This window comes from Halostagnicola bangensis, from assembly GCF_054653435.1.
Genome location: NZ_BAAIGG010000002.1, coordinates 2,839,140 through 2,864,174 on the forward strand (window position 1 = coordinate 2,839,140; position 25,035 = coordinate 2,864,174).

Annotated in this window: 29 protein-coding genes and 2 tRNA genes; 22 read left to right on the forward strand and 9 right to left on the reverse strand. The window is 61.5% G+C overall.

The features are described from left to right. The first annotated feature begins 116 nt into the window (after positions 1–116). A complete protein-coding gene (locus ACYQ14_RS15960) occupies positions 117–695 on the forward strand; it encodes an NAD(P)/FAD-dependent oxidoreductase (RefSeq protein WP_459889355.1) in 579 nt (192 codons plus the stop codon). 161 nt (positions 696–856) lie between these two features. Here ACYQ14_RS15960 and ACYQ14_RS15965 read toward each other — a convergent pair whose 3' ends face one another. Continuing rightward, positions 857–1,087 (reverse strand): hypothetical protein, encoded by a 231-nt coding sequence (locus tag ACYQ14_RS15965; protein WP_459889356.1) that lies wholly within the window; start codon positions 1,085–1,087, stop codon positions 857–859. Between the two features lie 54 nt (positions 1,088–1,141). Continuing rightward, a complete protein-coding gene (locus tag ACYQ14_RS15970; RefSeq protein WP_459889357.1) occupies positions 1,142–1,846 on the reverse strand; it encodes a helix-turn-helix domain-containing protein in 705 nt (234 codons plus the stop codon). Between the two features lie 141 nt (positions 1,847–1,987). Here ACYQ14_RS15970 and moaA point away from each other — a divergent pair, with 141 nt between their 5' ends. Beyond that, on the forward strand, positions 1,988–3,019 hold the full coding sequence (moaA, locus tag ACYQ14_RS15975) for a GTP 3',8-cyclase MoaA (RefSeq protein WP_459889358.1): 1,032 nt from the start codon (positions 1,988–1,990) through the stop codon (positions 3,017–3,019). 32 nt (positions 3,020–3,051) lie between these two features. Here the strand turns inward: moaA and ACYQ14_RS15980 are convergent, their stop codons facing one another. The 3 genes from ACYQ14_RS15980 to ACYQ14_RS15990 are packed head-to-tail and all read right to left on the reverse strand — an operon-like array spanning position 3,052 to position 6,520. Further along, positions 3,052–3,585: a DUF7519 family protein gene (locus tag ACYQ14_RS15980; protein ID WP_459889359.1), complete on the reverse strand. Its 534-nt coding sequence runs from the start codon at positions 3,583–3,585 to the stop codon at positions 3,052–3,054. Next, complete coding sequence (locus ACYQ14_RS15985; RefSeq protein ID WP_459889360.1) at positions 3,582–5,546, reverse strand: DUF58 domain-containing protein; 1,965 nt, start codon at positions 5,544–5,546, stop codon at positions 3,582–3,584. Before ACYQ14_RS15985 ends, ACYQ14_RS15980 begins: the two co-directional genes overlap by 4 nt. Beyond that, complete coding sequence (locus ACYQ14_RS15990; RefSeq protein ID WP_459889361.1) at positions 5,543–6,520, reverse strand: DUF4129 domain-containing protein; 978 nt, start codon at positions 6,518–6,520, stop codon at positions 5,543–5,545. The genes ACYQ14_RS15985 and ACYQ14_RS15990 overlap by 4 nt, the downstream gene beginning before the upstream one ends. Before the next feature lie 301 nt (positions 6,521–6,821). On the opposite strand from ACYQ14_RS15990, the gene ACYQ14_RS15995 reads away from it, so the two are divergent. The 13 genes from ACYQ14_RS15995 to rpsB all read left to right on the forward strand — a co-directional run bounded on the left by ACYQ14_RS15995 (position 6,822) and on the right by rpsB (position 13,059). Beyond that, positions 6,822–6,904: transfer RNA gene (locus ACYQ14_RS15995), tRNA-Ser, on the forward strand. 70 nt (positions 6,905–6,974) lie between these two features. Further along, entirely contained in the window at positions 6,975–7,496 is a 522-nt protein-coding gene (locus tag ACYQ14_RS16000; RefSeq protein WP_459889362.1) for a 30S ribosomal protein S13, read from the forward strand. Further along, positions 7,496–8,017, forward strand: a complete 522-nt coding sequence (locus ACYQ14_RS16005) for a 30S ribosomal protein S4 (protein WP_283835328.1) — start codon at positions 7,496–7,498, stop codon at positions 8,015–8,017. Before ACYQ14_RS16000 ends, ACYQ14_RS16005 begins: the two co-directional genes overlap by 1 nt. A gap of 1 nt (position 8,018) precedes the next feature. Then, on the forward strand, positions 8,019–8,405 hold the full coding sequence (locus ACYQ14_RS16010) for a 30S ribosomal protein S11 (RefSeq protein WP_283835330.1): 387 nt from the start codon (positions 8,019–8,021) through the stop codon (positions 8,403–8,405). 4 nt (positions 8,406–8,409) lie between these two features. Further along, positions 8,410–9,159, forward strand: a complete 750-nt coding sequence (locus ACYQ14_RS16015; RefSeq protein ID WP_459889363.1) for a DNA-directed RNA polymerase subunit D — start codon at positions 8,410–8,412, stop codon at positions 9,157–9,159. Between the two features lie 134 nt (positions 9,160–9,293). Further along, positions 9,294–9,378 (forward strand) — tRNA-Leu (locus tag ACYQ14_RS16020). 59 nt (positions 9,379–9,437) lie between these two features. After that, a complete protein-coding gene (locus tag ACYQ14_RS16025; protein ID WP_049952953.1) occupies positions 9,438–9,791 on the forward strand; it encodes a 50S ribosomal protein L18e in 354 nt (117 codons plus the stop codon). Then, a complete protein-coding gene (locus ACYQ14_RS16030; RefSeq protein WP_459889364.1) occupies positions 9,788–10,237 on the forward strand; it encodes a 50S ribosomal protein L13 in 450 nt (149 codons plus the stop codon). The genes ACYQ14_RS16025 and ACYQ14_RS16030 overlap by 4 nt, the downstream gene beginning before the upstream one ends. After that, positions 10,231–10,629: a 30S ribosomal protein S9 gene (locus tag ACYQ14_RS16035; RefSeq protein WP_283835336.1), complete on the forward strand. Its 399-nt coding sequence runs from the start codon at positions 10,231–10,233 to the stop codon at positions 10,627–10,629. Before ACYQ14_RS16030 ends, ACYQ14_RS16035 begins: the two co-directional genes overlap by 7 nt. Before the next feature lie 12 nt (positions 10,630–10,641). Then, on the forward strand, positions 10,642–10,836 hold the full coding sequence (locus ACYQ14_RS16040; RefSeq protein ID WP_283835337.1) for a DNA-directed RNA polymerase subunit N: 195 nt from the start codon (positions 10,642–10,644) through the stop codon (positions 10,834–10,836). After that, a complete protein-coding gene (locus ACYQ14_RS16045) occupies positions 10,836–11,015 on the forward strand; it encodes a DNA-directed RNA polymerase subunit K (RefSeq protein WP_283835338.1) in 180 nt (59 codons plus the stop codon). Before ACYQ14_RS16040 ends, ACYQ14_RS16045 begins: the two co-directional genes overlap by 1 nt. Next, positions 11,012–12,268 carry a phosphopyruvate hydratase gene (eno, locus tag ACYQ14_RS16050; protein ID WP_459889365.1) on the forward strand — a complete coding sequence of 419 codons (1,257 nt, stop codon included), beginning with the start codon at positions 11,012–11,014 and terminating at the stop codon, positions 12,266–12,268. Before ACYQ14_RS16045 ends, eno begins: the two co-directional genes overlap by 4 nt. Beyond that, positions 12,265–13,059 (forward strand): 30S ribosomal protein S2, encoded by a 795-nt coding sequence (rpsB, locus tag ACYQ14_RS16055; protein WP_459889366.1) that lies wholly within the window; start codon positions 12,265–12,267, stop codon positions 13,057–13,059. The genes eno and rpsB overlap by 4 nt, the downstream gene beginning before the upstream one ends. A 108-nt stretch (positions 13,060–13,167) precedes the next feature. Here the strand turns inward: rpsB and ACYQ14_RS16060 are convergent, their stop codons facing one another. Continuing rightward, complete coding sequence (locus tag ACYQ14_RS16060; protein WP_459889367.1) at positions 13,168–14,091, reverse strand: thiamine-phosphate synthase family protein; 924 nt, start codon at positions 14,089–14,091, stop codon at positions 13,168–13,170. 118 nt (positions 14,092–14,209) lie between these two features. On the opposite strand from ACYQ14_RS16060, the gene ACYQ14_RS16065 reads away from it, so the two are divergent. The 3 genes from ACYQ14_RS16065 (at position 14,210) to ACYQ14_RS16075 (ending at position 16,251) form a co-directional block, all read left to right on the forward strand. Beyond that, entirely contained in the window at positions 14,210–14,338 is a 129-nt protein-coding gene (locus tag ACYQ14_RS16065) for a hypothetical protein (protein WP_459889368.1), read from the forward strand. Between the two features lie 177 nt (positions 14,339–14,515). Then, positions 14,516–15,502 carry a mevalonate kinase gene (mvk, locus tag ACYQ14_RS16070; protein ID WP_459889369.1) on the forward strand — a complete coding sequence of 329 codons (987 nt, stop codon included), beginning with the start codon at positions 14,516–14,518 and terminating at the stop codon, positions 15,500–15,502. Further along, positions 15,499–16,251, forward strand: a complete 753-nt coding sequence (locus ACYQ14_RS16075) for an isopentenyl phosphate kinase (RefSeq protein WP_459889370.1) — start codon at positions 15,499–15,501, stop codon at positions 16,249–16,251. Before mvk ends, ACYQ14_RS16075 begins: the two co-directional genes overlap by 4 nt. Before the next feature lie 160 nt (positions 16,252–16,411). On the opposite strand, the gene ACYQ14_RS16080 is transcribed toward ACYQ14_RS16075, so the two are convergent. Next, the gene (locus ACYQ14_RS16080) at positions 16,412–18,733 is read right to left on the reverse strand and encodes an amino acid permease (RefSeq protein WP_459889371.1); all 2,322 of its coding nucleotides are present in this window, start codon (positions 18,731–18,733) and stop codon (positions 16,412–16,414) included. A gap of 415 nt (positions 18,734–19,148) precedes the next feature. Between ACYQ14_RS16080 and ACYQ14_RS16085 the strand changes: the two genes are divergently transcribed. The 3 genes from ACYQ14_RS16085 to ACYQ14_RS16095 all read left to right on the forward strand — a co-directional run bounded on the left by ACYQ14_RS16085 (position 19,149) and on the right by ACYQ14_RS16095 (position 23,423). After that, positions 19,149–20,498, forward strand: a complete 1,350-nt coding sequence (locus ACYQ14_RS16085; protein WP_459889372.1) for an RNase J family beta-CASP ribonuclease — start codon at positions 19,149–19,151, stop codon at positions 20,496–20,498. A 1-nt stretch (position 20,499) separates the two neighbouring features. After that, positions 20,500–21,549: a geranylfarnesyl diphosphate synthase gene (gene idsA3 / locus ACYQ14_RS16090; protein ID WP_459889373.1), complete on the forward strand. Its 1,050-nt coding sequence runs from the start codon at positions 20,500–20,502 to the stop codon at positions 21,547–21,549. A 155-nt stretch (positions 21,550–21,704) separates the two neighbouring features. Then, positions 21,705–23,423: a glutamate--tRNA ligase gene (locus tag ACYQ14_RS16095; RefSeq protein WP_459889374.1), complete on the forward strand. Its 1,719-nt coding sequence runs from the start codon at positions 21,705–21,707 to the stop codon at positions 23,421–23,423. A 57-nt stretch (positions 23,424–23,480) separates the two neighbouring features. Here ACYQ14_RS16095 and ACYQ14_RS16100 read toward each other — a convergent pair whose 3' ends face one another. Together ACYQ14_RS16100 and ACYQ14_RS16105 are read right to left on the reverse strand one after the other, a co-directional pair. Continuing rightward, the gene (locus tag ACYQ14_RS16100; protein WP_459889375.1) at positions 23,481–23,645 is read right to left on the reverse strand and encodes a DUF8014 family protein; all 165 of its coding nucleotides are present in this window, start codon (positions 23,643–23,645) and stop codon (positions 23,481–23,483) included. A 103-nt stretch (positions 23,646–23,748) separates the two neighbouring features. After that, positions 23,749–24,234, reverse strand: a complete 486-nt coding sequence (locus ACYQ14_RS16105) for a DUF456 domain-containing protein (RefSeq protein ID WP_459889376.1) — start codon at positions 24,232–24,234, stop codon at positions 23,749–23,751. A gap of 58 nt (positions 24,235–24,292) precedes the next feature. Between ACYQ14_RS16105 and ACYQ14_RS16110 the strand changes: the two genes are divergently transcribed. Then, positions 24,293–25,030 carry an SDR family NAD(P)-dependent oxidoreductase gene (locus tag ACYQ14_RS16110; RefSeq protein ID WP_459889377.1) on the forward strand — a complete coding sequence of 246 codons (738 nt, stop codon included), beginning with the start codon at positions 24,293–24,295 and terminating at the stop codon, positions 25,028–25,030. Positions 25,031–25,035 lie beyond the last annotated feature (5 nt).

The window sequence follows — 25,035 nt, forward strand, 5'->3', positions numbered from 1 at the left end:
CCGCTCCGACCACCGAATCGTCGGAACACCCTCTTTCTCCCGACCCGTTCCCATGCGGCAGGCTGTGGTGGTGACGCCAACAGCTAACCACGGTGAGTCCTGTAGTAGCAACTGCTATGACAGACGTAATCGTCGTCGGCGGCGGCCCCGCCGGCTTGAGTGCGGCATTGTTCACGCAGAAAAACGGCCTCGAGACGACTGTCTTCGATACCGACGCAACGTGGATGCACAAGGCCCACCTGTTCAACTACCTCGGAATCGGTTCAGAGGACGGAACGGCGTTCATGAAGACCGCTCGTCGGCAGGTCGATAGCTTCGGCGTCGAGCTTCGACAGGGCGAGGAAGTGACCGACGTTTCCGAGGCCGACGACGGGTTCGTCGTCGAGACTGAAGACGAGGAGTTCGAATCCGACTACGTGGTGCTCGCGACGGGTGCGAACCGCGACCTCGCCTCATCGCTCGGCGTCGAGTTCGACGGCGATGTCGTCGACGTCGATATCACGATGGAAACCAGCATCGACGACGCCTACGCGACGGGAGCCATGGGCCGACCCGAGGAGTGGCAGGCGGTAATTTCCGCGGGCGACGGCGCTGCGGCCGCGTTGAACATCCTCTCGAAAGAGAAGGGCGAGAACTTCCACGACTTCGACGTTCCGGCCGACGCCGACGCGACGTTCGACTCGATGACCGAATGATCTAATCCGTCACTTCGATTTCTTTTGATATCCCCGCGCTAAAGCGCCATGGCGAGCCGCGTTGGTCTCGTTGTCGTTCGGGAGAACGCGTCTCTCGGTGCGTTTGTCAGGGGAGTCTTTCGGACGCTCGAGACGCCATCCGGAAGAGGCATCCGAGACGATTACTTCACCCTGAATGGGTTGTCGTCCTCGTCTCCCGCCCCGTCACCTTCGCTCTCGGATTCGTCGTCTCCGTACGGTTTTCGGGCCGTGATCGTGATCGTCGCCTCGGGATCGTTCGAATCCTCCCACGGACTGTCGTAGGCCGAGAGTTCGAGATCGGTGACGTCCCAGCCTTCCTCGCTCAGTAGAGCAACGAGTTGGCGCTGGTCCTCGAGCATATCCTCGTTCATACTCGCTCGTACAGTCCGTTCGGTGGTATGTCTTGTGTCGATCTCCCGGTCCCGTTAATTGGTCGCGTCGGGTTCGATTCCCTTGGCCGCTTCCGAGTCCTCCTCGCCGTGACCGATCGTGACCGCCTCTTCGACCAGTGACCGATGCGCGCGTCGAAGTCGTTCGGATAAGGCCTGGTGTGAAATATCGAGATCGTTCGAGAGCGACTCCATATCGACGTTTCGAGGGATTTCGTAGTAGCCACCCTCGAGCGCCGCGACCAGCGTTTCGTACTGGGCGTCCGTCAATCCGTAGCGGCCTTGCCGCCCCTCGTCTAACTGGTGGATCTTCTGAATATCCAGCGAAAACCCCTGCTCGGTCGCGAAGTCGTAGGTGTTAGCCAGCGACTCGCGTTCGGGAAAGAGGACTCGGAACTGCCACCACCGTCCTTCGCTCGCGGCCTGCAAGATTGTGGCCTTCTCCTCGGTGAGGATGTGGACGATCATCGTTACGTCGTCGATCCAGCTCAGTCGATACAGTCGTTCGTCGCCGAGATCCGTAAGAAGGTCGCTTTCGTCGACGCTCGGATCTTCCTCGAGCAGCTCGTCGATCCCCGACATCGACGATTCGGTCCCGGAGATCCAGACATAGGGCATGACGTGATCGGGGCCGTGAGCGACGACGCGTTCGATTTCGACGGAAACGTCGTCGACTGACTCGAGGGTTTCACGGAGCGCGAATTCATCGGTGGGGATCGTTAGTTCCGCAATCGTACTCATGCACCGAACTACGACGACTACACTCAAGAAGGACTCCCCCTAGCGAACGGTCGTCGGACTTTTGAAAGGAGAAACCTATTTTGGTTACGTGTGTCGGTATTTCCCGGCGTCTTTAAGCGGATCCGTCTGCAAGGGACGAGTATGCTCACCGACGAGTTCGGACGCGACGTCACTGGGGTTCGCGTTTCACTCACCGATCGGTGTAATTTCGATTGTGTCTACTGTCACAACGAAGGGCTGGGCGATACCCGTGGACCGATGGATCCACAGGACGACGAGATGGGGACCGACGACGTGGTTCGATTTCTCGAGGTCGCCGAAGAGTTCGACGTAGACGCAGTGAAGTTCACCGGCGGCGAACCGATGCTTCGCCAGGATCTAGAGGAAATCATCTCTCGAACGCCCGATTCGATGGAAGTCTCGCTGACGACCAACGGCACGTTTCTCCCCGGGCGCGCGCCCGACCTCGTCGAGGCGGGACTCGAGCGGGTCAATGTTTCCCAGGACGCGCTCGATCCGGACGACTTCGCCGCGGTCACCAAGAGCGGGGCCTACGACAAGGTCCTCGAAGGCGTCGACGCGGCGCTCGAGGCTGGATTGGATCCGGTCAAGCTCAACATGGTCGTCTTCGAACACACGGCGGGGTACGTCCCCGAGATGGTCGATCACGTCGCCGAAAACGAAGGTCTCCAGCTCCAGCTCATCGAGTACATGCCGGAGCTGACCGGCAAGCCGGAGTGGGCGATCGACATCGACCGCGTCCACAATTGGCTCGAAGAACAGGCCGACGAGGTCAAGCACCGGGAGATGCACGATCGGAAACGCTACTGGATCAGTGCCGAGGACTCGAGTGACGGAGCGCCGGAGCCGTCCGAATCCGGTCGAGGGATGGTCGAAATCGTCGATCCGGTCGAAAACCCGACGTTCTGTGCGAACTGCCACCGTGTGCGAGTGACTCACGAGGGCTATCTCAAGGGCTGTCTCAATCGCAACGACGACCTCAAACCGATGGGTGAGATGTCCAAACCCGAAATCCGCGACGCGTTCCACGACGTCGTCGAAAGCCGAGTTCCGTACTACGGCGAGTACATGGTCAGGGACGACGACGGCCACTGGGTCGTCAACGAGAAGTACCTCGACGACGGTCCAGACGTTTCGACGGCGAGTAATTAGCTAAATAGCCGCCGAACCAACTTCCTGCGAAGCTATCGATTTTTCCCCTTCCACTCTCCTCGCCGTTGACTCGAGCCGAGGGCGACGACGAGAAACGCCGCCGCCAGGACCAACAAGACGACGCCGGCAACGGGTTGGCCGTCGGATGCGAAGATATAGACTCCGTAGCCGACCGTCGCCGCGACGAGGCCGATCAGGATACTCGAGATGATGTGGACCGCCTCGAGCCGTCTCGTTTCGGCTTCCCGCCCGAGTTGCTCGCCGAGATCCGTCGCATCCTGACCGAGATCCCACGCGAGAACGACACCGATAGTTGCGAGGACGGTCAGTTCGACGGATTCTCCCTGTAATCCGCTGACGACGACGCCGACAAAGATCGTCAGCGAGCCGATGTCGATGGCACCGCGATGTCCTCGAATGAGTCCGAACGCGAGGGTGGCCAATCCGAGGAACCCGACGCCGAGTCCGTATCCCGATCCGATGCCGGCGGCGAGCACTGCGACAACCGCACCGGCGACTGCGACCGATCCGGAGAGCGTGGTGGGCTGGCGCGTGAGTTCGTTCATCGCTGATCACCTGCGTGCATGCGCGCGAACACTTCATCGATTGTCTCTTCGGGGGCCCAGTCGACGACGGGAATCCCCGCCCGCTGGAGGTCAAACCGCCTGATCCGCCTGCCGACTCGAGCCAGTTGCTGGGCAGTCGTCCGCTCGGCCGTCGGATCGGGGGAGACGACGGTCACCGGATGTCCATGTGCCTCCAACCGCTGGGCGATTTCGAGGCTCTCCGGATCACATAGCGGCGAAAACAGAAGAACCTGTGTTTCCGAGGAGAACCGTCGACGGAGCGTTCGAAGCTGTCCGTACCAGTGGGTCTCTCGTTCCGGCGGAACGGTCGAGAACTGCGGATGCGATGCGAGCAACTGCTCGAACTGAACTCGGTGGTGCCGTCCCGCTCCCGGTGCCAGCCAGCAAGGATCGTGGGTTGAAGAGGCGGCGGGTTTCGTCGATCGGCTCGGACCTATTGCGGCGAGACCAACGGTATCGCCGTTTTCGAGGAGCGTCGCGGCCGTTCGTCCTGCCGCCGCCACTGACCGATCGACGGCGTGTCGTTCGTCGGGCGTCGGCGCGAGGTAGGACGCCTTCCGGGTGTCGAGCAGAACAACGACCCGTGCGGCACGTTCCTCGTGAAACTCGAGCGTCGCGAGTTCGCCCGTCCGCGCGTGGCGATTCCAGTCGATTCGGTTGAGCGGGTCGTTTCGGCGGTACTCTCTGACGGAGTGGAAGGTGGTCCCCGATCCCCCGTCGGCCGTCTGGAGGCGACCGGAAAACGACGCCGCGGTCGCTCGAAGCGGCACCGCTGATGCGATGGGGCGCAGTACGGGATTCGAGGCGACCGTCGTCTCGCACTCGATATAGAACTCTTGCTCGGTCGAGCGGGAGAGATCACGCGTGAGCACGAGCGCGGGATCGAAGTCGTGCGTACCGCGACGGGCGGTGACGGTGTACTCCAGCGTGACCGATTCGCCTGGACGCAACGCGGTTCCGACCCGTGCCGTCCCGTCGGTGACGTTGAGACCCGCCGGAACGCCGTCGATGAGTCTGACGTCCGGAAGTAATCGGCCGCTCTCGTTGGTCACTGTCAGTTCGACGTCGACCTCATCGCCTGGCTCCGGCTCCTCCGTTCCGAGCGTCCGCTCGAGGTCGATTTCGGGGACCGGCGGCTCAAAGGCCCGAGCGAAGCCGGCGTAGCCGACGCCGACAACGCCGGCGAGGACGACGGCAGACGACTCCGCCAGAACGCCGAGACCGACCGCGAACAGGGCAACGGCACCGACGCCGGTCCAGTACTCGGTCGATCGTCGACGGGACTGTTCGGTGCCCGTTATCTGTTTGGTCGTCGTTCGTGAGTTTCGTTCGTCCTCGTCGGCTTCCTCGTATTTCGGGAGCGAATCCGGAACCGAGCGAGCTGATTCTCTCCCGTACCCGACAGCAGCGATGCTCGCCCCGGCACGGCGGATACCGACACGGAACATTGTTTCTCGGTCGAGCGCGGCTGCGAGTCGCTTCCGGAGCGGGCGCGACGGTTGGTCGACCGATTCGGAGAGAAAGGCGGCCGCCTCCTTGTCGGCCGTCCACTCGCCGGTCTCGAGTTGTGTCGTCGCCTCCTCGACGGAATGGCCTTCGAACCTCGTGAGGACTGCAACGACACCGCCGCGGAGTCCGTCGACGAACCGCCGACTCATGACGGTGTAATCTCCAGTCGCCTGACGGAACTGACCGATCGTTTCCCTGAGCGAGGTCCCCGGCGTTGGGACGTGATAGGTTCGTTCGGGATCCGGCGTTCCGGTTTGTTCCCTGACACCGCGTCGACGAGAGAGCGCGGAGACGCCGCCAAGCAAGAGCCCACAGCCGACCACGATAAGTGAGCCCTGACCGATACCGACGCTATAGACTCCAGTGAGGACGATTAACGCGCCGAGGAACGTGACGACGCCGAGCGCGAGCCACCCGGTTCGGACGCTCATCGCTGGTCACCCCCGAATTCCGTCGCCGTCGCTCCAGCGCCCCCATTCGGGTGCTCGTCCGGGGCCCCATCCACCGCGTACTCCGTTTCGATCTGTCGGAGAACCGAAACGGCGCGGTCTTCCATCTCGTCGGTCGTCTCCGCGCCACCGTAACGGACGTCCTCGAACAACCGCGTGAGGTCTTCGACGTGATGGCGGGCTAGCCCAGCGTCTATCGCCGCATCCGCGAACTCCCGCGGCGTACTCGTCTCCGGCCGATCGACCTCGAGAAGTCCGGTCATCTCCTCCCACGCGCGGTACACTTCGTTATCTATTCCGTCCTCGTCAGTCGCTTCGATCCGCGTCGCAGCTCGCCCGGCCGCTTTGCCGACGGCGGCCTGCTCGGCGTCGTCTTCGCCCTCGAGAGCCGACTTTGCCTCAGCGGCGAGCTCGTCCTCGTCGGATCGCCGATTCGTGAGCACGAGTGCGCCGACGAAGATAGCGGTGATGACTCCCAGCACACCCAGCAATGGGGCGAGCGAAATTGGGGTGATGTCCCCTTCTCCTTCGCCGGGATCACCGCCGCCTTCCGCAGCCGGTTCGTCGACTGTCTCGTTCGAGAGTTCGAAGCTCGGTTCGGGACCGAACTCGGTGAACAGCCACACCAGTACAACGAGAACGATACACGCCGCGACGACGACAGCAGCCAATCGGAGGAGCTCTCGCCGATGGAAGAGCAGGTACCAGGCGAGCGCTATCGCGACGATAACGAGTAACGCGTAGACGAGGTACTCGAAAAATTGTGGGACGCCTTCACCGCTAACTCCCGGTTGCGCTGGTCCGTTCCCGGAGCCAGTTCCGGTCCCACTTCCCCCGCCTGATCCTCCGGATCCGCCGGTTTCGATGGGAGAGCGGACAGTGGCTGCGGCTAGTCCGATAGCGACGATGGCGACCAGCGCGGCACCGACTCGGAGGGCGAGATCGTTTCGGGACACCAGTTACTGCGCCTTTCGGTTCGACCACAATAAGTTCAATTGGTTCACACCAATGCCAGAACGATTGATACTGACGGCTGTAACTATGTGAAGATTCTCGCACCCCTGGGGCGACGAGAATGGTGAACGACGTACAGCCGGAAGTATGAGTTCCCGGACGAAGACGACGTCGGCTCGAGCGGGCGGGCCCTTCGTGCAGTTCCTTTCGTTGCCCTTAAGTACCCGACGAGGGTAGCAACCAATGCGATACGTGTAGGGGACGAGTCCCCGAGTCCGGAAGGGCGATAATACGAGACACGGTGTCGTGGTAGCCAAGCGGCCCAAGGCGCATGGTTGCTAACCATGTGGCGTCAAGCCTCCGGGGTTCAAATCCCCGCCACGACGTCGGATACACATCACTGACGCGCTTGCGTCAGTCCGCAGTACGCGAACGAAAGACAGAGATACACGACATATGAGCGAGGAAGAACCACAAGAACAAGAGGACGATGAAGATCTTCAGTACTTCGTCCGCATCGGCCAGACCGACCTCGACGGGACGAAATCCGTCGAACGGTCCCTGTCCGAACTGAACGGAGTCGGTCGACGGACCGCCCGTATCATCGCGGAGGAAGCCAAGGTCGACCGGACCGCAACCTTCGGTCGCCTCGACGAAGATGTCATCGAAGAGGTCGTCGAACTCGTCGAAAACTACGCCGATGAAGTCCCTGAGTGGCTCACGAACCGCCAGCGAGACTTCTACACCGGCGAAACCACCCACGAGATCGGCAACGACCTCCAGTTGACTCGACAGCAAGATATCAACCGGATGAAGATGATCGACTCCTACAAAGGCGCCCGCCACAAGCGGGGCCAGAAGGTTCGCGGTCAGCGAACCAAGTCCACGGGCCGTACCGAGGGGACCATCGGAGTCAACGTCGAAGAGATCCGAGAAGAGCAGGCAGAGGAAGCTGCCGCCGAGGAGGATGACGAATAATGCCACTCGGAACCAACACCAAAAACTACGAAACGCCGAACCATCCGTATCAGGGCGAGCGTATCGCGAGCGAACACTCGCTGCTCGACCGCTACGGGCTGGCGAACAAAGAAGAACTCTGGCGTGCACAGTCCCAGCTTCGCTCCTACCGACGCGAGGCTCGTGACCTGCTCGCACAGTCTGCCGACGACGAAGTCGTCGCCCGCCGTACCGAGGAGTTCCTCGGTCGGCTCGCACGTGTCGGCTACCTCGACGAAGCGGACGAACTCGGCGATATCCTCTCACTGGAAATCGAGGATGTCCTCGAGCGTCGTCTGCAGACGCTCGTCTACCGAAACGGACTGGCAAACACGCCACAGCAGGCGCGCCAGTTCATCGGTCACGGCCACGTGAAGGTCGACGACCGTCGACACACGGTGCCGTCCTACGTCGTCGACATCGACGAGGAAGACGACATCGAGTTCGACGAGAACAGTCCACTCGCGGACGAACTGCACCCGGAACGAGCGGAGGGACAATAACATGGCAGACGACGAAAAATGGGGCGTTGCCCACGTACACGCATCGTTCAACAACACCATCATGACCGTGACCGACCTCACGGGCGCGGAGACGATCGCGAAGTCCTCCGGTGGGACCGCGGTCAAGCAAAACCGCGACGAAGCGTCGCCGTACGCCGCCATGCAGATGGCCGAAGGGGTCGCTGAAGAAGTCAAAGCCGCCGGTATCACGGGCCTTCACGTCCGCGTTCGCGGCCCAGGTGGCAACCTACAGAAGTCACCCGGTCCCGGCGCACAGGCGACGATTCGCGCGCTCGCCCGCTCCGGCATCGAGATCGGTCGCATCGAAGACGTCACGCCGATCCCGCACGACGGATCGCGTGCACCGAAAGGCAAAGGCGGTTACTAAACCCATGACAGAAGAGTACGACGTCGAGTTCGTCGAAACCGGGGATCGAAAAGCCAGATTCCTCGTCCGCGGAGTCACACCCGCGTTCGCAAACGGCCTCCGTCGAGCGATGGTCGCCGACGTGCCGACGATGGCTATCGACGAAGTGCGATTCATCGAGAACTCGTCGGTGATGTTCGACGAACAGCTCGCACTTCGACTCGGGCTCGTCCCGCTGACGACCCCACCCGAAGGCGAGTTCGTTGACGGCGATACCGTCACGCTCTCGATCGACGTCGAAGGGCCAGGAACCGCATACTCGGGCGATCTCGTCTCGAGTGACAGCCTCGTCCAGCCGGCCGAGGACAACGTTCCGATCATCGATCTCAAAGACGACCAGCGTCTCGAAGCCGAGGCCGACGCCCTCATCGAACGCGGGAAAGACCACGCCAAACATCAGGGCGGCGTGGCGGTCGGTTACCGACATCTCCAGCGCGTGGAAGTCGAAGGCGACCTTCCCGAGTTCGAGGACGAACGGTCCCAGATCGTTCGCGGCGTGATCGAGGACGACGGCGAGTTGGTCCCGACGAGCGAGTTCGACGACGATCTGTCAAACCGGTATCCCGGCAAGGAAGTCAGCGTCGAAGACGTGCCGGACGCCTTCGTCTTCCACGTCGAAACCGACGGATCGTTTACCGTCGACGAACTCGTCACCCGAGCCGTCGAATCGCTCGAGGCTCGCGCGACGGAACTCGAAGAAGCAGTACAGCTATAATCAACGGATGACACTACCCCAACTCTCTCACACCCAGACGATGGCCGCCGACGCCGTACGCTACGAGAGCGGCGCGCCTGCAGTCACTCGAATCGAAAGGGGTTTGAAGGGGCGAGGGGTAGATGGAAGTGCGGGCAGGGATAGCCAAGTCAGGCCAACGGCGCAGCGTTCAGGGCGCTGTCTCGTAGGAGTCCGCAGGTTCAAATCCTGCTCCCTGCATCACTTCTTCGGGACTCTCACGTCGAGAGTCCCAGCTTTGCAGTATTTGGAGGACACCAATGAGTAGTAAAACCAATCCGAGGCTCAACGATCTTATCGCCGAGCTGAAGTCCGCCTCACGTAGCGCGGACGCAGATGTCTGGCGTGATATCGCGGATCGTCTCGAGAAACCCCGACGGAGTCACGCGGAAGTGAACCTGGGTCGCATCGAACGATACGCACGAGAAGAAGAGACAGTCGTCGTTCCCGGCAAAGTGCTGGGTTCAGGCGCACTGCAGAAAAACGTCACCGTCGCCGCCGTCGACTTCTCGTCGTCGGCAGAGACGAAGATCGACCAGGTCGGCGAGCCAGTACCGCTCGAGCAAGTGCTCGAAGAAAACCCAGAAGGAAGCAACGTCCGGGTGATCGCATGAGCTACGCAGAGTTCGATGCAGACGTCGTCGTCGATGCCCGAGACTGTATCCTCGGTCGCGTCGCCAGTCAGGTCGCACAGCGTGCGCTTGACGGCGAGACCGTTGCCGTGGTCAACGCCGAAGATGCGGTTATCACCGGCGACAGAGAGGACGTCTTCGACAACTACCGGACGCGGACCCAGCTCAGTTCGGATAAGGATCCTGCGTACCCACGTCGTCCGGACATGATCTTCAAGCGATCCATCCGAGGGATGTTGCCACACAAGAAGCCACGCGGTCGCGAGGCGTTCGAAAGCGTTCGCGTCTACGTCGGCAACCCCTACGAACACAACGACGACCACGAGGCAGAGGTTCTCGAGGATACGTCGCTCGATCGCCTCTCGAACATCCGCTTCGTTCACCTTCACGAAGTCGCAGAACAGTTAGGTGCTAACGTCACATGGTAACGAACACAAGTGGTAAAAAGAAGACTGCCGTCGCTCGCGCAACCGTACAGGACGGCGAGGGTCGTGTCAGAATCAACTCCCAGCCGGTCGAGCTGGTCGAGCCGGAAATGTCCCGGCTCAAGATGCTCGAACCGTTCCGTATCGCTGGTGACGACCTCCGAAGTGGGGTCGACATCGACGTTCGCGTCGAGGGTGGCGGAATCAGCGGACAGGCAGACGCCGTCCGAACCGCCATCGCACGCGGCATCGTTCAGCATTCGAACGACGCTGAACTCCGCGACGCGTACCTGGAGTTCGATCGGTCGTTGCTCGTCAACGACGTTCGACAGTCCGAACCCAAAAAGTGGGGCGGCCCGGGCGCTCGGGCCCGCTACCAGAAATCGTACCGCTAAGGTGATTCAGATATGATGGTACCGGTCCGGTGTTTCACGTGTGGTAACGTCGTCGCCGAACACTGGGAAGAATTTGACGAGCGAGCAAACGACGGAGACGAAGATCCCGAAGCGGTGCTGGACGAACTCGGGGTTGAGCGCTACTGCTGTCGGCGCATGCTCGTCTCTCACCGTGACCTCGTCGACGTCGTCTCACCATACCAGTAATGCAACAGCAACACTACAACCGTTATGAGAAGGCACGAATCCTCGGCGCTCGAGCCCTGCAGGTGTCCTACGGTGCGCCCGTTCTAATCGACACCGACCAGACCGAGCCGATTCTCGTCGCCGCCGAAGAGTACGACGCCGATGCACTGCCGTTTACGGTCAAACGAGGGAACCAATGACGCTGATCACCGACGTTCGGCTCCGCCGAATACTCGACTCGCGGGGGAACCCAACCGTCGAGGCTGACGTGCTGACCGAAAGCGGCGGATTCGGTCGTGCTGCGGCTCCGTCGGGAGCCAGCACGGGCGAATACGAAGCGATCGAACGCCCAGCCAGTGAGGCGATCGCAGCAGCACGGGAACATGCTGTTCCACGACTCGTCGGTGAAACCTATGCGGGCAACCAGCGGGAGGTCGACGGTGCACTCCGCGCCGCGGACGGCACCGACGACTTCTCGAAGATTGGTGCCAACAGCGCCGTCGCCATCTCGATGGCCGCGGCGAAAGCGGGTGCCGACGTGCTTGGTGCCCCGCTGTTCCAGCATCTCGGTGGAACCTTCCGCGGGCAGAACTTCCCGATTCCGCTGGGCAACGTCGTCGGCGGCGGCGAACACGCCGCCGACGCGACGGACATCCAGGAGTTCCTGTCGGCACCCGTCGGCGCGCCGAGCGTCGCCGATGCCGTCTTCGCGAACGCGGCCGTTCACGAGACGGTTGCACAATTGCTCGCAGAACGCGATGTCGCCTGCGGGAAAGGCGACGAGGGCGCGTGGGCACCGTCGATCGACGACGACGAAGCGTTCGAACTCGTTGACGAGGCCGTCTCGACCGTCTCCGATGAGGTCGGCTTCGAAATCGGCTTCGGGCTTGACGTCGCCGCCGCGGAGATGTACGACGAGGACGAGGGCGTCTACGAGTACAGCGAGACGACCTGTAACACGGACGAACAGATCGAATATATCGCAACACTCGTCGACGAATACGACCTCGTCTACGTCGAGGATCCCCTCGACGAGAACGACTACGATGCCTTCGCGAAGCTGACCGACAGAGTCGGCAGCGCGGCGCGTAATGCCGCGGATAGTGCGAGCGGGCAGGGCCCGCGAGCAGACAGAACGCTCATCTGCGGTGACGATCTGTTCGTCACCAACACCGAGCGACTCGCGACCGGGATCGATCGCGGCGCGGCAAACAGCATCCTGATCAAACCGAACCAGATCGGGACGCTCACCGACGCCTTCGACGCGATCGAACTCGCGACCGAGAACGGCTACGATTCGGTCGTCTCCCACCGTTCGGGCGAGACCGAAGACACGACGATCGCACACCTCGCCGTCGCGACCGATGCCCCGTTCATCAAGACGGGTGCTGTCGGCGGCGAGCGAACCGCAAAGCTCAACGAGCTCATCAGAATCGCAGACGACGCGACATGACTGAAAACGACGCACAACAGGAAGGGCTTGACGCCGCCGAGGAGGAGATCGACGAGGAGCCAGCCGAAGGGGCTGGTCCCGCCGCCGATCCCGCCGACGACGTCGAGCCAGTAGACGAACAGTCCGCCGACGCCGACGAACCGGCCGAGGCCGAATCAACCGAGGAAGACGCAGGTCCAACTCTCGACGACGACGTAATGTCGGACGAGGAAGCGGATCTGCTCATCCCCGTCGAGGATTACCTCGGTGCCGGTGTCCACATCGGTACCCAGCAAAAGACCGCCGACATGGAGCGGTTCATCCACCGCGTCCGAACCGACGGTCTCTACGTCCTCGACGTCTCGAAGACCGACGGCCGTATCCGAACGGCCGCGGACTTCCTCTCGAACTACGACGCCGAGCAAGTCCTCGTCACCTCGAGTCGCCAGTACGGCCGCTTCCCGGCGGAGAAGTTCGCCGAGGCCGTCGGCGCTCGAGCGCGAACGGGTCGATTCATCCCGGGGACGCTCACCAATCCAAAGTACGACGGCTACATCGAACCCGATGTCGTCGTCGTCACGGACCCGATCGGTGACGCCCAGGCCGTCAAGGAGGCCATCACCGTCGGGATTCCCGTCATCGCAATGTGTGACTCGAACAACCAGACCAGTAACGTCGACCTCGTCGTTCCGACGAACAACAAGGGCCGAAAGGCGCTCTCGGTCGTCTACTGGCTGCTCGCGAACGAAGTCCTCGACAAGCGCGGTGCCGAACCGTCCTACTCCCTCGAGGACTTCGAGAGTATGGTCTAAGGAAGCGCGAATTTTCACTATTCTGTAATCCACCGATAGCTGAGCGTCCGCTGGGAACACGATAGCTGCTGGACTCGGATACTGTGCCAACGAACGATTGATAGGGGTTCAGTTTGCGGTCGCGTCGACCAGTTCTTGGACGCGCTCGGCGGCATCTGCTGCCGTCGCTCCGAACACGAACGTGATGGGTTCGATTCCGAACGCACCTCGATGGGAGGCCACCAGCGGGACGCCACCTCGCTCTTCGAACCGATCACGGAGGTGCTCGCCGCGATCCTCGTAGTCGGCGTCGAACTCGAGGGGCTCGTACCCGAGCGCGGTCGCGGCCTCGAGCAGGCGGTCGTCGGTCGCGATATTGATCGCGCCTCGGGTTTCCGGATCGGTCGAACCGGCCGCCAGCAGTGCGGTTGAGACGTGATTCGAGGCCCCGAACTCGGGGTTTGCGGGCACTTCGACGCGGCCGCTCATCGAGTAGATTCGGCCGGGAATCGCGGCGACATCGGTTTCGTCGCCCGCATTCGGTAGCGCCATCCCGACGTTGGTTCCGACGTTCGGAACGTACTCGGCCATGCCGGGGATCGTCGCGAGCGTACGCGCGGCCGACCGGACGTTCGCGAGAACGTCTCGTTCGACTCGAACGTCCGTATCGAGTCCCCGAACGCAGAGATCACACCCGAGTCCCTGCAGTTCGGGCATCTCCTCTTCGTGAAGTTCGCAGATGGGGCCCCGATCCTCGAGTCGTTGTACGAGCGCGAGGAGTTCCGCGAGCGCATCGTAGCCGTCCATCTCTCCGCTGTGAAGTCCCTCCGCGAGTCGGTCGACCGTCGCCACCGTGTCCGGATCGGTTCGGAAGCGTTCGTCTCCGTTTGCCTCCCCTGCGACGTATTTGCTGATCGCAGCCTGGGTAACGCTTAGATTGGCTGCGATCTCTTTTTGTGTCATTCCGCGTTCGGAAAGGCGTGTTGCGAGCATCGCTCGAACCGTCGGAAGAAATCTATCGACGACGAGTTCGCTCGGCAGGACCAGCGACATTTGCTCGAGGGTTGTAGTGACAGGGCCATAAGTCCGACTACACCGTATCGGACCAGCTACCAACAACCGGCGGATCGGGCAACGAAAGACATACCTACAGAGACCCGACAGTACACGTATGAGACAGTATCTCTTCACGTTCGAGAAAGGACGGATGCCCCCGGCAGTGATACTGGCTACCGGTATCCTGTTCGCGATTTTCGCGATCGGGATCGCCTACCAGCTTCTGGCTGCGTTGATTCTTTGACATCCTCCCCGCGCTGAAGCGCGAGGCTTTCTCCTTGATTCTCCGTAACCAGCCACGGGACGAATTATCGAGGCGGAATTTCCTCGAGGCGACCGCCCGGACCACTTGGCATGTGGATCGATTGCAGGGGGCGGACAGAGGACAGGTATTAAGCCGGGAGGCGCGAATCTGTCGCTAATGGCACTCTCGAGCGCTCCCGGCAAGGTGTATTTATTCGGGGAGCATGCAGTCGTCTACGGTGAACCCGCGGTACCGTGTGCGATCGAGCAACGGGCGCGAGTCGACGTCGAACGACGCGACGACGAGAAGATTCGGGTCGAAGCCGAGGATCTCAGTCTTGACGGGTTTACCGTCGAGTACAGTGGACGGACCGAAGAAGAGCCCGATATCGACGTTTCCGAGTCGCTACTCGCGGCGGCGACGGGATACGTCGACGAAGCGATTTCGCAGGTTCGGTCCGTAACCGGTCGGGAGGATGTCGGCTTCGACGTCACGATCGAGAGCGACATCCCACTCGGGGCGGGGCTCGGCTCTTCGGCCGCTGTCGCCGTCGCGGCGATCGATGCGGGAACGCGAGAACTCGGCACCACCCTCGAGATCGACGAAATTGCAGAACGGGCGTTCCAGACCGAGTACGAGGTCCAGGAGGGGCAGGCCTCGCGAGCGGACACGTTTTGCTCTGCAACCGGCGGTGCGGTCCGGGTCGAAGGCGACGACTGTCGCTCGATCGACGCGCCGGATCTCCCGATCGTGATCGGGTTCGACGGCGGCGCGGGTGACACGGGAAAACTCGTCGCGGGCGTCCGAGACCTGCGCGAGGAGTACGAGTTCGCGTCCGATACCGTCGAGTCGATCGGGAACATCGTTCGAAACGGTGAACAGGCGCTCCAGAACGGGGATATCGAGGAGATCGGTCGATTGATGGACTTCAACCACGGACTGCTCTCTGCGCTCGGCGTCTCGGCGCGTTCGCTCGATGCGATGGTCTGGGCGGCGCGAGACGCTGACGCCTACGGCGCGAAGCTGACTGGCTCGGGAGGCGGCGGCTGTATCGTCGCCCTCGATCCCACCGAAGCGACCGAAACGGCGCTGAAGTTCACCCCCGGGTGCGAAGACGCGTTTCGCGCGGAACTCGCCGAGGACGGGGTGCGAAGATTGGAATGAGCACGACCATTTTGAAACTCGGCGGAAGCGTCATTACCGACAAGGATCGCGCCGAAACGCTCGATGGACCTGCCCTCGAGCGATCGGCAACCGCGATCGCTTCGGCCATGGGCGACGGGGCGCTCGAGGACGGGCTCGTTATCGTCCACGGCGGCGGGAGCTTCGGTCACCATCACGCGAGTGAGCACGGCGTTACGACGACCGAGGGGACGGACGAGATCGGACCGGCGATGGATATTCACGGCGCGATGGAAACGCTGAATCGGTTCGTCCTCTCTCGGCTGCACGAACAGGATGTTCCGGCGATCCCGGTGCACCCGTTTTCTGTGGCTCATCGCGACGAATCCGGAACGCTTCACCTGCCGACCGGACAGATCGAAACGATGCTCGAGGAGGGTTTCGTTCCCGTGCTCTACGGAGATCTCGTCGTAAATACTGGCGGGGGGGCGACGATCGTCAGCGGCGACGAACTGGTTACGGAACTGGCTCGAGCGCTCGAGGCGAATCGTATCGGGCTTTGTTCGACTGTCCCCGGCGTCCTCGACGACAACGAGGAGGTCGTCGACCGAATCACGTCGTTCGAGGATGTCGACTCAATTCTCGGTGAAAGCGAGTCGACGGACGTTACCGGCGGCATGGCGGGAAAAGTACGGACGTTACTCGAGCTCGATGCCCCGGCCTCGATTTTCGGACTGGAGTCGATCGACGCGTTCCTCGCCGGCGAAGCCGTTGGAACACGCATCGAATAACACGTCTAATAGGGTCGGTTGTCAGTCATTTCTGGCCTCCGCCACCCTACTCTGGCGACAAATCGGTACACAGGTACAACCGGCCCTATGACTCGTTCGTCGTGCACTCGCGTTTCGTCGACTTGTTTCTCAGATGCGGTCACCGAGAACCGACGACAGCTCAGTCGAACAGAACCCGATCGAGGATCGGTCGGAGGAACGATCCTCGTCGCGTCTCTTTCGAGTGGACTCGCAGGACGGGTGCATCCAGCGATGCGGCGATGCGATCGGATCGCTGTTCGACGAGCAGGTCCGGAAGCCGTCTGTGCGTAACCGTACTCAACATGACGACATCAGCGGTCTCGAGCTCCGATTTGAGGCCTTCGACGGCGTCATCGGCCCGAACGATCGTCGATTCGACGGGAACGGTACAGAGGTCGTCGAGTTGATCGTGATACTCCTCGACCGTCTCGAGTAGCTCTTCGGGGGCATCCTCCCCGACGGGGTAGACGAATCGAATGCTCGCCCCGACGGAGGTAGCCATCGCATCGGCGAGTTCGACTTTGAGCGGGTCGTTGAACGGACTCCGATCGGTGACGATCGCGATTTCGGAGACGTCGACGGGCTCCTCGTGCTGGGCGAACACCACGTCACACGGCGCGTGTTCCATGATCCAGTCGGTGTCGCGGCCGAACAGGGTTCCGAGCCGGCTGGTGGGTTCTTCTCGAGCGAGAACCAGATCGGCGTCGGTCCGCTCTGCGAAGTTGACGACCGCGTGGCGCGTGTCGTGGCTCACGACTTCGCCGACCTCGACCGGTGCCTCGAGGTACCGGACGAGTTCGTCGGTTCGCTCTTCGAACTCGACATCCCCTTCGGTGAGCTCCGAGGCGGCCGTATCGAGCGGGACCTGATCCGGAACCTCGTCGAATCGAACCACGCGGATGCGTCCGCCACGTCGGTTGACGATCGGCGCGGCGACGTTGATCAGCGCGTCCTCCTGCTCGCGCGTGACATCCTGCCGGATCGGGATGAGTACCTCGTAGCGATCGTCGTCCTCGAGTTGTTCTTCGGTATCGCGAACGAACTGCTTCCCGGCTTCGCGCCGAGCGAGCCCCTTCGCGACGCCCTCGCGTTCGACGCGATTCTCGGCGTACCATTTGAACCAGACGAAACCGAAGATGACGATCCCGATCGTTCCGAGGATCTCCTGGAGATCCATCTGCGTGATGATGAAGACGCCCGAGACGATTCCGAACAACTGCACCCAGGGATAGCCGGGCGTGAAGAAGTCCGGATCGTACCACTCGAGATCGCGTTCACGGAACGCAATCAGCGCTCCGCAGACGAGTATATAAACGAGTATCTGGAACGCACCGGCCATCTTGGCGATTTCGTCGACTTCCTGAGTCGCGACGATGAAGATGATGAACGCACCCGTCGAGAGGATGGCGATAAAGGGCGTGTTGAATCGAGGGTGGATGTACTCGAATTTCTTGAGGAAGAGGTTGTCACGACTGAGCGCGAGCGGATATCTCGAGGCGGTTAGAATGCCGGCGTTGGCGGTACTGACGAGCGCCAGGAGGGCGGCGAAAATGATGGCGATGACCGCGGCCCAGCCGATGGGGAACGACCCACCGATCGCCGGAATAGTGGCTGTGAGACCGCCGAAGAGGATCTCCGTCGCTTCGGCCATGGGCTCTTCAGTCCCCTGTAACGCTTCGCCCTCAACGACACCGACCAGGACGAACACGAGTAGTGCGTATAGGAAACTCGTTGCAATGAGCGAGATCAGCAGACCCAACGGAAGGTTCCGACCGGGGTTTTCGATCTCTTCAGCTACGGCGGCGACCTTCGTCACACCGGCGTATGAGACCAACACGAGCGCGGTCGCGCTGAGGACGCCTGCCTGGTCGTCACCGGGCCAGAACGGATCGTAGTTCGCGGCTTCGACGCTCGTGATCGCGCTGATGACGAATCCTGAGAGGATCACGAGCATGACGATCACCATTATCAACTGGAGTCCCCCGGTCTGTTTGACACCGACGAGATTGACGGCGATGAGCAGTATTGCGAAGGTGATTCCGAGCGCTCGAACGCCCGGAATCGTTAGGGCCATCTCGAGTCCTGGGATTACCAAGTCCCACGTGGGCAACTGGTAGGCGAAGTTAATGTAGAACATGCCGCCGTAGAGCGCCAATGATCCTTTCAACATGAGCATGAGCCAGGTCCCCAGGCCCGCGATGGTCCCGACGGCTGGCCCCATGCCCCGTTCGATGAAGACGTAATCACCACCAGCTTCCGGCATCGCCGTCCCGAGTTCAGCGATGCTGAGCGCCGCAGGGACGACGAGTATCGCCGCGATGATGAACGCCAGGATGACGGCGGGCCCCGCCTCGGCCATCGCGATGCCGGGCAGAATAAAGATACCACTGCCGATCATCGCGCCCATGCTGATCGCGATAACGGCGAAAAGTCCGAGGTCGCGCTCGAGGTCTTTCGTCATTAGATAGGGGGACGTTTCGGACGGTGGGTTAGAAAACTTCGGATTTCAGAACCGTGTGTTGGGAGAACTCAAACGGAATGATGATCCAGGAACCAATATCGATAATTGGAAAACATTCGTTTGATTTTCTCCACAGCGAGATTGTTTCGAGAGGTAACTCGATCGAGTCGCGACAGCTCGAGCGCGGATGTTTCCAACCCACTGCGTTTTTAACACCCCAGCGTGTACACTCAAACAGCGAAACCCGCGGGCAAGTGCGTTCGCGTCTCACAGCGGTGCTGTGGGTCGGACGGAGGAAATAACCTCCGCGAGCGCATAGCGGGATGGCCGACGAGCTGTAAGACGCCGGGGCCGAGAAAACAGGAGTCCGCGGACCGTTTCGATGAGAGTCCATACGGCTTTCAGTGCTACAATCATGGAAATCGAAATTGCAACTATTGGCGGTTACGAAGAAGTCGGACGGCAGATGACTGCCGTTCGCGCGGGTAACGACGTCGTCATCTTCGACATGGGGCTAAACCTCTCGAAGGTTCTCATCCACGACAACGTCGAGACCGAACGGATGCACAGCCTCGACCTGATTGACATGGGCGCGATTCCGGACGACCGGATCATGTCCGAACTCGAGGGCGACGTTCAGGCGATCGTCCCGACACACGGGCACCTCGACCACATCGGTGCGATCTCGAAGCTAGCTCACCGATACAACGCACCGGTCGTCGCGTCGCCGTATACGATCGAACTCGTCAAACAGCAGATCGAAGGCGAGCAGAAGTTCGGCGTCGAGAACGATCTTGTCAAGATGAGTGCCGGCGAGTCGATGACCATCGGCGACGAAGGCGTCGAACTCGAGTTCGTCAACGTCACGCACTCGATCATCGACGCGATCAACCCGGTCCTCCACACGCCCGAAGGCGCAATCGTCTACGGGCTGGACAAACGGATGGACCACACGCCGGTCGTCGGCGACCCGATCGATATGAAGCGGTTCCGAGAGATCGGTCGCGAAGACGAAGGCGTCCTCTGTTACATCGAGGACTGTACGAACGCGAACAAGAAGGGACGGACGCCGTCGGAAAACGTCGCACGCGAACACCTTCGTGACGTCCTCTACAGTATGGAGGACTACGACGGCGGTATCGTCGCAACGACGTTCTCGAGTCACATTTCACGTGTCACGAGCCTCGTCGAATTCGCGAAGGATATCGGCCGTCAGCCGGTCCTGCTCGGCCGCTCGATGGAGAAGTACTCCGGTACCGCAGAACGACTCGACTTCGTCGACTTCCCGGACGACCTTGGGATGTTCGGCCACCGAAAGTCCGTCGACCGCACCTTCAAGCGGATCATGAACGAGGGCAAGGAGAACTTCCTGCCGGTCGTTACCGGCCACCAGGGCGAGCCACGCGCAATGCTCACCCGGATGGCCCGCGGCGAGACGCCGTACGAGCTAGACGATGGCGACAAAGTCATCTTCTCCGCTCGCGTTATTCCGGAACCGACCAACGAAGGACAGCGCTACCAGGCCGAACGTCTACTCGGCATGCAGGGCGCTCGTATTTACGACGAGATCCACGTCTCCGGTCACCTGAATCAGGAGGGTCACTACACGATGCTCGATGCCCTCCAGCCACAGAACATCATCCCCGCCCACCAGGACCTCAAAGGACTGTCAGGATACGTCGGTCTCTGTCAGAGCGAAGGGTACAAACTCGGACGAGATATTCACGTCTCGAGTAACGGAAACCTCATCCAGCTAGTCGATTGATATGACAACTTCAGAGGCGAGAGAACAAGCCGTGCTCGAGGGGGTTCGCAAGCGACGCGAACAAGTAAACAACGCAGTTCCTGACGAGCTTCCGGTTCAACGCCCCGAACGGCTCTACGAAGCATCTCGATATTTGCTCGACGCTGGCGGCAAGCGGCTTCGGCCTGCGGTATTGTTGATCACCGCGGAAGCGCTCGCGGATATCGAACCACTTTCGACCTCGTACCGCGAGTTCCCGACGCTATCGGGCGGTGTCGTTGATATGATGGCCGCGGCCGTAAGCGTCGAGGTAATTCAGTCGTTTACGCTGATCCACGACGATATCATGGACGACGACGACCTCCGACGCGGGGTTCCAGCGGTCCACAAGGAGTACGATATCGAGACGGCGATCCTCGCCGGAGATACGTTGTACTCGAAAGCGTTCGAAATCATGCTCGAGGCGGGTGCTGACCCGGACCGAGCCGTCGAAGCACTCGATATCCTCGCGACGACCTGTACGAAGATTTGCGAGGGCCAGTCACTCGACGTGACCTTCGAGCAACGCGAAGATGTCACGCCCGAGGAGTACCTCGAGATGGTCGAGCAAAAGACCGCGGTGCTCTACGCCGCTTCGGCGTGCCTTCCGGCCGTTCTGATGGGTGCCGACGAGGAAACCGTCGACGCTCTCTACGGCTACGGGCTCGATATCGGTCGGGCGTTCCAGATTCAAGACGACGTGCTCGATCTCACCGTTCCGAGCGACAAACTCGGCAAGCAGCGAGGAAGCGACCTCGTCGAGAACAAACAGACGCTCATAACCGTCCACGCCCGAAAGCAAGGGATCGACATCGAGGGGCTGGTCGAAACGGTGTCAGTCGAGAACGTAACCGAAGCGGAAATCGACGATGCGGTCGCCGAACTCGAGGCTGTCGGTTCGATCTCGTATGCGAACGAGACGGCCAGAGACCTCGTCGAGCAGGGAAAGAACCGGCTCGAAGTACTGCCGGACAACGAGGCTCGCGAGCAGTTGTGTGACCTCGCCGATTACCTGATCGAGCGCGGTTACTAACCTCGGTTCAGCGCGGTTACCAACGGACATAGGCCCTTCTCGGGAGATTTTTTTGGTGCGTCGACGATCACTGTTCCACAGAGTGGCTCGTCGTGAGCGTATCGAACGAGCCGACACCGCGACAGTTTTGGGTCGGCCGCGAATACGTCCACTCAATGGACGACGATCTACGCGGACGGGTCGAGCGCGAAGCCGAGAAACACGCGCTATTGAACGCGGTCAAACACGAAAGCGACGCGAACGTCGGAGCGGTAATGGGGCCGCTGATGGGCGAGAACCCGGCTTTCAGAGAACACGCCGATTCGATCCCCGGCGTCATCGGCGGCGTCGTAAACGAGGTGAACGGACTCGAGCACGACGAGCGCCGAGCGCGACTCGAGACGCTCGCACCCGAGGAACTGGCGGAGATCGAAGCGGAGGACGAGGGCGAAGACCATCCGCTTCCCGACCTTCCGAACGTCGAGGAGTACGACGAAATTCGGATGCGCTGTGCGCCGAACCCGAACGGGCCGTGGCACATGGGTCACGCGCGCATGCCGGCGGTTATCGGGACCTACAAGGAGCGATACGACGGCTGGTTCTGCGTTCGTTTCGACGACACCGACCCCGAGACGAAACGACCGGATCTCGACGCCTACGAGGCGATCCTCGAGGACACCGAGTACCTCGGTTTCGAGCCGGATGCCACGTTCAAGGCCAGCGACCGCCTCGAGATTTACTACGATCACGCGCGGAAACTGATCGAGCTGGGTGGTGCCTACACTTGCTCATGCTCCGCCGAGGCGTTCAGCGAACTGAAGAACAACGGCGAGGCGTGTCCACACCGGGACAAGGATACCGAAACGGTGCTCGACGAGTTCGAAGACATGATCGCGGGGGTCTACGATAGCGGCGAGATGGTTCTCCGGATCAAGACGGACATCGAACACAAGAACCCGGCACTTCGGGACTGGGTCGCGTTCCGGATGATCGACACCCCGCACCCGCGCGAGGAGGCCGCGGAGTTCCGGTGCTGGCCGATGCTCGACTTCCAGTCAGGGATCGACGACCACATCGTCGACATCACGCACATCATTCGCGGAATCGACCTGCAGGATTCGGCCAAACGCCAGCGGTTCGTCTACGAATACTTCGGCTGGGAGTATCCCGAAGTCCTCCACTGGGGCCACGTCAACGTCGACGAGTACGATCTGAAGATGAGCACGTCGACGATCAAGCGACTGATCGAAGACGGCGAACTCGATGGCTGGGACGACCCCCGAGCGCCCACGCTCAAGAGCCTTCGCCGGCGCGGAATTCGCGGCGAGGCGATCACCGACGCGATGGTGCAGTTAGGAACGTCCACGAGCGATGTCGACCTCGCGATGAGTTCGGTATACGCGGCCAACCGGGATCGGATCGACGAGGAGACCGATCGGCGCTTTCTGGTTCGTGACGGTAATCAGATCCCCCTCGGCGGCAGTCCGCCCGACGAAGCGAATCCGCCGCTTCACCCGAACCACGAGGATCGGGGCGTCCGCGAAATTCCGGTCGGCGGCTCCGTTCTCCTAGAGCCCGACGACCTCCCGGCCCGGGAGGAGCGCATCTGGCTGAAAGGATTGGGTTGTTTCCAGTACACTCGAGACACGCTCCAGTACACAGGCGAGGATATCGACGTGGTAAGAGAAGGCGACGTCGACGTCATCCACTGGGTGCCCGCCACAGAGAGCGTTCCAGTCCGCATGCGGACGATAGACGGCGACGTCACCGGTCGGGCGGAGCCGGCCGTCGCGGAGCTCGAGCCCGACGAGATGGTGCAGTTCGAACGCGTCGGCTTCGCGCGGATCGATCACCATGACGACGACGAGACCGTGACCTACTACGCGCATCCGTAGCCGTCGGTTCGCGTCGACTGTCACTTTGTTCTTGCTTTCTATCTCGTGTTCTCTCGGTCACTCGAGCAGATCCTCGGCGCTGTCCGGCAACGGATCCGTAACGATGCCGTCTTCTCGGCCGAGAACCCGAGCGTGAGGGGCGCAGACGACCCGATTTTCGTCCCAGGGAATGTGCAACACGACCGCGGCGATTTGGTCGCAGTCGTCTTCGGAACAGATCATATGTGAGAGACTAACGGACACACTTTCAGTGTTTCCCCCGAATCGAGTCGTGTGGAGCGTTCTTGGACACGGGTCGGCGGTTCGCTCGAGTGAAACGACAAAATCAGAATAGCACGACCGCGATAACGAACCCGAACAGAATCGATGTCGTGAGTAACACCTGTACCGCCGTCGAGGCAAGAATCCCCACGGTCGCGTACGTTGCGGAGCGAGCGCTCCGATCGATCGCGCCGTTCCGGGCGAACTCGAGCGCGAAGACGGTTCCGAACAGTCCGACCAGCAGCCCGAGCGGGCCGGTGACGATCATCAGCAGGATGCCGACGAGCGCCGCGAGCGCGGTCGTCCGCCAGGACGCACCGCCCGCTCGAGCGGCGATCGCCCCGCCGAAGAACTCCGCGAGGACGGCCAGGAGACCCAGAACGGTAAGAACGACGAGGGCGAGCGTTCCGGGCTCTGTGAACCCGGATTGCCACCAGTAGAGAGAGACGCCGACGAGCGAGAGCACGCCGCCAGGGACGAGTGGCACGACCGTTCCGACGACGCCGCCGATCAGCAACGCGACGGCGAGGAGCACGAGCGCATCGACCATACTCGTATCGAGGGGAGAGTTAGCAAAGTACTACCGGATCGACTGAGAAGTCATCGGTATGACACGGGGTGCGATCGTCGTCGGCGCGTCGTCGGGTATCGGTGAGGCGCTCGCTCGAGAGCTGGCCGAAGAGGGGTACGAACTCGGTTTGACCGCGCGGCGGACGGAGAAACTGAAAGCGATCGGTGCGGAGCTTCCGACGAAATCGTACGTCGCGACGATGGACGTTACGGATACCGAGGATGCTCGAGCGGGCTTTTTCGAACTGGCGGAGGCGATGGAGTCGGTCGACCTGGTCGTAGCCAACGCGGGGATCGGAGTCGTCAACCGAGACCTCGAGTGGGGACCCGAACACGATACTATCGAGACAAACGTTAGCGGGTTCGTCGCCGTTGCGACCGCGGCGCTCGAGTACTTTGAGGCGAATCCCACGCCGGAGGACGAACCGGACGGTCACCTGGTCGGAGTCTCGTCGGTTGCGGCACACCTCGGAAACGGAGCAATTCCGGCCTACAACGCGTCGAAGGCGTTCGTTTCGAGGTACCTCGAAGGGCTCCGGTACCGACAGGCGGGACGGGACGCGGCCGTTACGATCACGACGATCGAACCGGGGTACGTCGATACGAAGCTCACGATGGGCGAGTTCTGGAAAGCCTCTCCCGAGAAGGCGGCGACGCAGATCGCTCGAGCGATCCGACGGCGCGAGCGCCACGCCTACATCACCCGGCGCTGGCGACTCGTCGCGTGGGTCGTCAAGCTACTACCGGAGTTCGTGCTTCGTCGATTGTTTGCGTGAGCGGC

Coding starts and splice junctions, on each gene's coding strand:
- ACYQ14_RS16005 (WP_283835328.1), top strand. CDS start 7,496: ATGCCACTCGGAACCAACACCAAAAACTACGAAACGCCGAACCATCCG.
- ACYQ14_RS16065 (WP_459889368.1), top strand. CDS start 14,210: ATGAGACAGTATCTCTTCACGTTCGAGAAAGGACGGATGCCCCCGGCA.
- ACYQ14_RS15960 (WP_459889355.1), top strand. CDS start 117: ATGACAGACGTAATCGTCGTCGGCGGCGGCCCCGCCGGCTTGAGTGCG.
- moaA (WP_459889358.1), top strand. CDS start 1,988: ATGCTCACCGACGAGTTCGGACGCGACGTCACTGGGGTTCGCGTTTCA.
- rpsB (WP_459889366.1), top strand. CDS start 12,265: ATGACTGAAAACGACGCACAACAGGAAGGGCTTGACGCCGCCGAGGAG.
- ACYQ14_RS16025 (WP_049952953.1), top strand. CDS start 9,438: ATGAGTAGTAAAACCAATCCGAGGCTCAACGATCTTATCGCCGAGCTG.
- ACYQ14_RS16110 (WP_459889377.1), top strand. CDS start 24,293: ATGACACGGGGTGCGATCGTCGTCGGCGCGTCGTCGGGTATCGGTGAG.
- ACYQ14_RS16010 (WP_283835330.1), top strand. CDS start 8,019: ATGGCAGACGACGAAAAATGGGGCGTTGCCCACGTACACGCATCGTTC.
- ACYQ14_RS16100 (WP_459889375.1), bottom strand. CDS start 23,645: ATGATCTGTTCCGAAGACGACTGCGACCAAATCGCCGCGGTCGTGTTG.
- ACYQ14_RS15980 (WP_459889359.1), bottom strand. CDS start 3,585: ATGAACGAACTCACGCGCCAGCCCACCACGCTCTCCGGATCGGTCGCA.
- ACYQ14_RS16075 (WP_459889370.1), top strand. CDS start 15,499: ATGAGCACGACCATTTTGAAACTCGGCGGAAGCGTCATTACCGACAAG.
- ACYQ14_RS16015 (WP_459889363.1), top strand. CDS start 8,410: ATGACAGAAGAGTACGACGTCGAGTTCGTCGAAACCGGGGATCGAAAA.
- ACYQ14_RS15970 (WP_459889357.1), bottom strand. CDS start 1,846: ATGAGTACGATTGCGGAACTAACGATCCCCACCGATGAATTCGCGCTC.
- ACYQ14_RS16105 (WP_459889376.1), bottom strand. CDS start 24,234: ATGGTCGATGCGCTCGTGCTCCTCGCCGTCGCGTTGCTGATCGGCGGC.
- ACYQ14_RS16095 (WP_459889374.1), top strand. CDS start 21,705: ATGGACGACGATCTACGCGGACGGGTCGAGCGCGAAGCCGAGAAACAC.
- idsA3 (WP_459889373.1), top strand. CDS start 20,500: ATGACAACTTCAGAGGCGAGAGAACAAGCCGTGCTCGAGGGGGTTCGC.
- ACYQ14_RS16035 (WP_283835336.1), top strand. CDS start 10,231: ATGGTAACGAACACAAGTGGTAAAAAGAAGACTGCCGTCGCTCGCGCA.
- ACYQ14_RS16085 (WP_459889372.1), top strand. CDS start 19,149: ATGGAAATCGAAATTGCAACTATTGGCGGTTACGAAGAAGTCGGACGG.
- ACYQ14_RS16030 (WP_459889364.1), top strand. CDS start 9,788: ATGAGCTACGCAGAGTTCGATGCAGACGTCGTCGTCGATGCCCGAGAC.
- ACYQ14_RS16000 (WP_459889362.1), top strand. CDS start 6,975: ATGAGCGAGGAAGAACCACAAGAACAAGAGGACGATGAAGATCTTCAG.
- ACYQ14_RS15985 (WP_459889360.1), bottom strand. CDS start 5,546: ATGAGCGTCCGAACCGGGTGGCTCGCGCTCGGCGTCGTCACGTTCCTC.
- ACYQ14_RS16060 (WP_459889367.1), bottom strand. CDS start 14,091: ATGTCGCTGGTCCTGCCGAGCGAACTCGTCGTCGATAGATTTCTTCCG.
- ACYQ14_RS16045 (WP_283835338.1), top strand. CDS start 10,836: ATGCAACAGCAACACTACAACCGTTATGAGAAGGCACGAATCCTCGGC.
- ACYQ14_RS15965 (WP_459889356.1), bottom strand. CDS start 1,087: ATGAACGAGGATATGCTCGAGGACCAGCGCCAACTCGTTGCTCTACTG.
- ACYQ14_RS16040 (WP_283835337.1), top strand. CDS start 10,642: ATGATGGTACCGGTCCGGTGTTTCACGTGTGGTAACGTCGTCGCCGAA.
- eno (WP_459889365.1), top strand. CDS start 11,012: ATGACGCTGATCACCGACGTTCGGCTCCGCCGAATACTCGACTCGCGG.
- mvk (WP_459889369.1), top strand. CDS start 14,516: ATGGCACTCTCGAGCGCTCCCGGCAAGGTGTATTTATTCGGGGAGCAT.
- ACYQ14_RS16080 (WP_459889371.1), bottom strand. CDS start 18,733: ATGACGAAAGACCTCGAGCGCGACCTCGGACTTTTCGCCGTTATCGCG.